Origin of the sequence: Streptomyces sp., from assembly GCF_035563135.1 — a bacterium.
Classification (GTDB): Bacteria; Actinomycetota; Actinomycetes; order Streptomycetales; family Streptomycetaceae; genus Streptomyces.
The window spans coordinates 1-6,000 of record NZ_DATMVN010000352.1 but is presented as its reverse complement, the minus strand read 5'-3'; the positions used below and the strand labels follow the sequence as shown (position 1 = coordinate 6,000).

The window sequence follows — 6,000 nt, the reverse complement described above, 5'->3', positions numbered from 1 at the left end:
CATCGACGCCCCGCACGATGCCGCGCCGATCTTGGCGGCGGTGGCCGGCCGGACGGTGACCGGGATCGTGCTCACCCACGGCCACAACGACCACATCACCGCAGCCGTCCGGCTGCGCGAGGCCACCGGGGCACCGATCTGGCTGCACCCGGACGACCGGATGCTGTGGGACGTCGTCCACCCCGACACCGCACCGGACCGTGACCTGGTCGACCGCACCCGGCTCACCGTCGGCGGCATCCACCTGGACGCACTGCACACCCCGGGCCACTCGCCGGGCAGCACCTGCCTGCACGCGGCCGACCTGGGCACCGTCTTCACCGGCGACACGCTCTTCTGCGGCGGGCCGGGGGCGACTGGCCGTTCCTACAGCGACGAGCCGACCATCCTCAGCTCCATCCGGACCCGGCTGTTCACCCTGGACGGCGCCACCGTGGTCAAGACCGGCCACGGCGACGACACCACGATCGGCGCCGAGGTCGGCCTCCTCTCTCCAGCCGTCGCTGACGACGACCGTCTCCCCGAGCAGCAGCTCGATCAGCAGTCGCGCTAGGCCGTGGTCCGCGATGGTCACCACCACGACGTCCCCGCTGTCCGCGGGGACGCGCACCGGCCGGTGCAGCAACAAGACGGCAACCGCGAGGTGCCGGAGTGAACGCCGGGGGACGCAACCGGGGCGCGACCCAGAGGGCCCAGCGTGCCGGGACACGAGTGCCGTCCAGCGCCGTAGGCGCGGCCCTAGCATCTCGAAGGTGTCACGACTACGACGAAGAGGTCAGCAGTGTCCGACTCCGCAGTGACCGCACTCAACCCCACGACGGCTGCTGAACGCAGGCGGGTGGCCACCGCGACCGTCATCGGTACGACGATCGAGTGGTACGACTTCTTCATCTACGCGAATGCCGCCGGTCTGGTGTTCGCGCAGACCTACTTCGCGCCCGCCGGGGAGTCGACGGCCATTCTGCTGTCCTTCGCGACCGTGGGCCTGAGCTTCCTCTTCCGGCCGCTCGGCGCAGCCCTCGCCGGACACTTCGGGGACAAGATCGGGCGCAAGCGCATGCTGGTGCTCACGCTCCTCCTCATGGGCGGGTCGACGACGCTGATCGGACTGGTGCCGACCTACGCTTCGATCGGCGTTGCCGCTCCCATCCTGTTGCTGCTCCTGCGCATCCTCCAGGGGATCTCGGCGGGCGGGGAGTGGGGTGGAGCCGTGCTGATGGCGGTCGAGAACGCACCGGTCAAGAAGCGGGGCATGTATGGCGCGTTCCCGCAGATCGGTGTGCCCATCGGCATGCTGCTCGCGTCCGGGATGCTCGCCCTGATGAGCGGGGTGATCGCTCCGGGTCAGGCGTTCCTCGACTGGGGTTGGCGGGTGCCGTTCCTGCTGAGCATCGTCCTGCTGTTCGTCGGCGTGATGATCCGCCGCAAGGTCGACGAGAGTCCGGTGTTCAAGGAGATCGCCGCGAGAGGCGCGACGACCCGCATTCCCGCCCTGCGGCTCTTCAGCCACCACCTCCCGCTCGTCATCCTCGCCGCGCTCACGTTCGCGGGGAACAACGCGGCCGGGTACATGACCACCGGGGGGTTCATCCAGAACTACGCCACCAACCCCGAGGGACCGGTCGGGCTCGAACGGACCCCGGTCCTCCTCGCCGTGTCCTTCTCGGCTGTCGTGTGGCTCGGCACCACGTGGGCGGGTGGTCTCATCTCCGACCGGATCGGCCGGCGGAACACCTACTTCCTCGGGTTCTCCTGCCAGCTCCTGACGGTCTTCCCGCTGTTCGCGCTGGTCAACACCGGGCGCGTCGGGCTCCTCGCTCTCGGCCTGGCGCTCTTCAGCATCGGGACCGGCCTCACCTATGGGCCGCAGGCGGCGTTCTTCTCGGAGCTGTTCCCCGCGTCCATCCGCTACTCGGGTGTGTCCATCTCCTACGCCCTGGGGTCCATCCTGGGCGGTGCCTTCGCACCGCTGATCGGCACCGCGCTCGTCCAGCGCACCGGCACGGTCTACTCCGTCGGGTGGTACCTCATCGGGATCACGCTGGTGGCCATGTGCGCCACGGCGCTCATCCGCGACCGCCGCGGGATCGCGCTCGGGCCCGAGAACGAGGAGGAACAGGCCCAGAACCCGATCTACGGCCTGCGCCACGCTGACACGGCGCGTGTCTGAGGCGCGGTTGCCCGGTCCGGTGACTGCGCGGAGCGAGAGCGGCGGTACCGCGCCTGTCGTTGCCGCTCTGCTCGGGCGGTTGCCGGGCCGGGTGGAGACATCCCCGGGCGAGTTGGACCGGTACCGGCGGGACAGATCAGGTCAGGTCAGCAGCGGCCCTCCTCTGTGCTCGGTGGAAGCCACATCGGTGGAGGACATCCAGGAGACCTGCCGGATCGCCAGCGCCCACGGCGTCCCGGTTGTGACACGAGGGGCAGGCACCGGCCTGGTCGGCGGGGGGATCGCCGGGGTCGGCGAGATCGTCTTGTCCACCCGGGCCATGGACCGCGTCCTGCGGGTCTCCGTGGAGAACCGTCTCGCCGTCGTCGAGCCGGGGGTCATCAACGCCGAGCTCAACAGGCAGCTGGCGGAGCGAGGGCTGTGGTGGGCCCCCGATCCGGCCAGCCGGGGGATCTCCACCGTCGGGGGGAACGTCGCCACCAACGCCGGCGGACTGCTCTGCGCCAAGTACGGCGTGACGCGGGAGTCCGTGCTGTCGCTCAAGGTCGTCCTGGCCGGCGGCCAACTGATCAGCGTCGGTCACGACACCGTCAAGGGCGTCACCGGACTGGACCTGTGTGCGCTCATGATCGGGTCCGAAGGGACGCTGGGGGTGATCGCCGAGTGCACGCTGAAGTTGCGGCCCCTCGTCCGCGGCTCGGTGGCGACCATCAGCGCCTACTTCTCCTCGGTCGAGCGGGCCGCACAGGCCGCTGCGGCGATCGTCGCGGCGGGCCTGACACCGGCTGTGATGGAGCTGCTGGACCGCCGGACGCTGGAGTGCGTGAGCCGCTACAGCGGCCTGGACCTCCTGGCGCGCGGCGACTCCCTGCTCCTGGTGCAGACCGACGGCACGGGAGCGGTCGCGGAGGCGGAGACGGTGCACGCGCTCGTAATGGCCGCCGGTGGTGCGGCCGAGCTCACGACGGACCCGGACGAATCCGCACGGCTGATGGCCGTGCGCCGCGAGGCGTTCCCCGCCATCGAGAGCCTGGGCACCCTGCTGGTGGAGGACGTCGCCGTCCCGCTGGACCGGATGAGCGCCGTGTTCGAACGGGTGCGGGAACTCGAGGAGCGCTACGACCTCATCATCCCGACGGCCTGCCACGCCGGGGACGGGAACCTGCACCCCGCCTTCGCCTTCCAGGGCGACGAGGTGCCGGAGGCGGTCTGGAACGCGGCGGAGGAACTGTTCGAGTACGCGTTGGAGCTCGGCGGAACCCTCTCCGGGGAGCACGGGATCGGTCTGCTCAAGCGCCGGTGGCTGAAGGACGAGCTCGGTGACGTCCAGATGGCGATCCAGCGGCAGATCAAGGCCGTCTTCGACCCCGCCGGGATCCTGAACCCGGGCAAGGTCTTCTCACCGCAGTCCTGAGGAGCCGTGCCAGCCGGTCACCGGTGGTCCCGCGCTCTCGACCGGTTGGCCGGCCGGATCCGCTTCGAGCGCGACCGCGTCTTCCTCCTCGACGTGGGGGAGCGTGCGTTCCAGTCGCTGCCACAAGAACCCGGGTCCGTTGCAGCCGACGGTGGCGCGCAACGGGTACTGCGGTTCCTCCGAGCCAACGTCAGCTCGCGGCACCCCGCGTCAGGAAGACCGGCGCGAAGAACGCGGCCAGCCGGTCCGTCGCCGTCAACGGCAGCACATCAGCGACGTACTGGTCCGGCCGGACGACCACGACGGCGCCACCACGGTCGACGCCCCGGAGCTCGAAGATGTCCTGCTGGGGGTCCACGGCATACACCTTCTCGTAGTCGACCAGGCCGAACGGGCCGATGCGGGGGAGGAAGGCCTCGGGCACGGAGCTCATGTCCACGTCCTCGAAGGACTGCTGGTAGACCACCTTGACGTCGAACCAGGCGTCGACGTCGGCGCCGTCCGGTGTATGGGTGACGACCGGCGAGTCGGGAGAGTGCGCGAGCCACTCTGCGAAGTCGGTGAGGGCTGATGGCTGTCCTGGCGTGGCGGTGTCGGCGAAGGCGTAGATGCGCCACCGCCCGTCGGCGCGGGCGTGGTGGCCGAGATGCGCGGGGTTGGCGTCGCAGACCCGGACGACCGGCGCCGACCGGAACCGCTTGCCGATGGGGAACCCGGTAGCGCAGGCCTGGTGCTCCGGGTCGGCGACGAGGACGGAGGGCTGGTACTGGGTCATGAAGCCCGCCGGGAACTCGAACGTCTTCACGTAGAAGTCCTCGAGCTCGGACGGGTCGGCGAGCGCTTCAGGCTTCGCCGCCATCAGCGTCGACCACTGCTTGTCGAAGTCGATGAGGTCCTTCGCGACGACCCGGCGCTCCGCGGCGTAGCTGCTCAACAGCGATTCGGGGCTCCGGCCGTCGAGCACGTGGCCGAGCTTCCAGGCGAGGTTGAAACCGTCCTGCATCGACACGTTCATGCCCTGGCCGGCCTTGGCGCTGTGCGTGTGGCAGGCATCGCCGGTGATGAACACACGCGGCGTGCGGGGGCTGGTGCCGTTCGCCGGCGCGTCGTCGAACCTGTCGGCGAGGCGGTGGCCCACCTCGTACACGCTGTGCCAGGCGACGTGCTCCACGCGCACCGTGTAGGGATGCATGATCTGGTTGGCCCTGGCGATGATCTCCTCGATCGAGGTCCTGCGAACCGCGCCGTGGTCGTCCGGGGACACCTCGCCCAGGTCGACGTAGAAGCGGTCGAGGTGCCCGCCTTCGCGCGGGATCAGCAGGATGCTGCCCCCGTCCTGCGACTGGATGGCGCACTTGGTGCGGATGTCGGGGAAGTCGGTGACGGTGAGGACGTCCATCACGCCCCACGCGTGCAGCGCCTGGTCACCGGCGAGCGTGCCCCCGATCGCCTGGCGCACGGCGCTGCGCGCGCCGTCGCAGCCGACCACGTACTTCGCGCGCACGGTGCGCGTCTGTCCCTCCCGCGGGCCGCTGCTGTGGCGCAGGGTGACCGTGACGGGGTGCTCGCCGCCGTCGGCGACCTCCAGGCCGACGAACTCCAGGCCGAAGTCGGGCCTCAGCCGGGCCGGGGAGTTGGCCATGAACTCGGCGAAGTAGTCCTGCACGCGCGCCTGGTTGACGATCAGGTGGGGGAACTCGCTGACCCCGGCCGGGTCGTCAGGAGTCCGCTTCGCGCGCACGATGTGCGACGGGTCGGCCGCGTCCGGCCTCCAGAACGACATCGTGGTGATCCGGTAGGCCTCCTCGATGATGCGGCCGGCGAAGCCGAACGCCTGGAAGGTCTCGACGCTGCGCGCCTGGATGCCGTCGGCCTGGCCGACTTCGAGCCGGCCGCTGCGCCGTTCGACGATGCGCGTGGTCACGTTGGGGAACTGCGACAGCTGGGCGGCGGTGATCATGCCCGCGGGACCAGTGCCGACGATGAGGACGTCGATCGCGTCGGGCAGTTCCTCCGGGCGGTCGATTCCGACACCGGCAGCGGGCTCGACACGTGGATCTCCGGACACATACCCACGGTGGTGGAAACGCACTGGTCCTCCTGGGGTTGTTGTGATCGCGGTGATCCGCGCTCAGGTCGCGTTCGATAACCGAGACATCAGTTCGATATCGAGTACACCGCATCGTAGCCGTCAGCTGGTGGCCGGTTCAAGGGCGGTGGCGGACCGCTGAAGCGGGCTGGTCGCTCGACCCGGGGGTGGTGCTCGTGGGCGTAGGACGTGCCGGTGGTGGGCTGCCCGCCGGTGGCCTCGGCGCCGGGCCGGCACGCCGGAGCGGGGTCGGTACGACGAGGTCCACGCCAGGCGCGGGGGCGCACCTGCAGCAGTTCCGGCGCGGCAGGCGGGGCGTGCGGGCTG

At 70.2% G+C, this 6,000-nt stretch carries 4 protein-coding genes and 1 pseudogene; 3 read left to right on the top strand and 2 right to left on the bottom strand.

Annotated features, from left to right (window positions below; genetic code table 11):
- From VN520_RS15340 to VN520_RS15330, 3 genes are all read left to right on the top strand, one after another.
- On the top strand, positions 1-553 hold a 553-nt coding region (locus tag VN520_RS15340), incomplete at its 5' end, for an MBL fold metallo-hydrolase (RefSeq protein WP_325747471.1).
- A 228-nt stretch (positions 554-781) separates the two neighbouring features.
- On the top strand, positions 782-2,170 hold the full coding sequence (locus VN520_RS15335; protein ID WP_325747470.1) for an MFS transporter: 1,389 nt from the start codon (positions 782-784) through the stop codon (positions 2,168-2,170).
- A gap of 172 nt (positions 2,171-2,342) precedes the next feature.
- On the top strand, positions 2,343-3,584 hold the full coding sequence (locus VN520_RS15330) for an FAD-binding oxidoreductase (RefSeq protein ID WP_325747469.1): 1,242 nt from the start codon (positions 2,343-2,345) through the stop codon (positions 3,582-3,584).
- Between the two features lie 190 nt (positions 3,585-3,774).
- Here the strand turns inward: VN520_RS15330 and VN520_RS15325 are convergent, their stop codons facing one another.
- Both VN520_RS15325 and VN520_RS15320 read right to left on the bottom strand, forming a co-directional pair.
- Entirely contained in the window at positions 3,775-5,676 is a 1,902-nt protein-coding gene (locus VN520_RS15325; RefSeq protein WP_325747468.1) for an FAD-binding monooxygenase, read from the bottom strand.
- Between the two features lie 65 nt (positions 5,677-5,741).
- A pseudogene (locus VN520_RS15320) lies at positions 5,742-6,000 on the bottom strand (hypothetical protein); the annotation flags it as partial.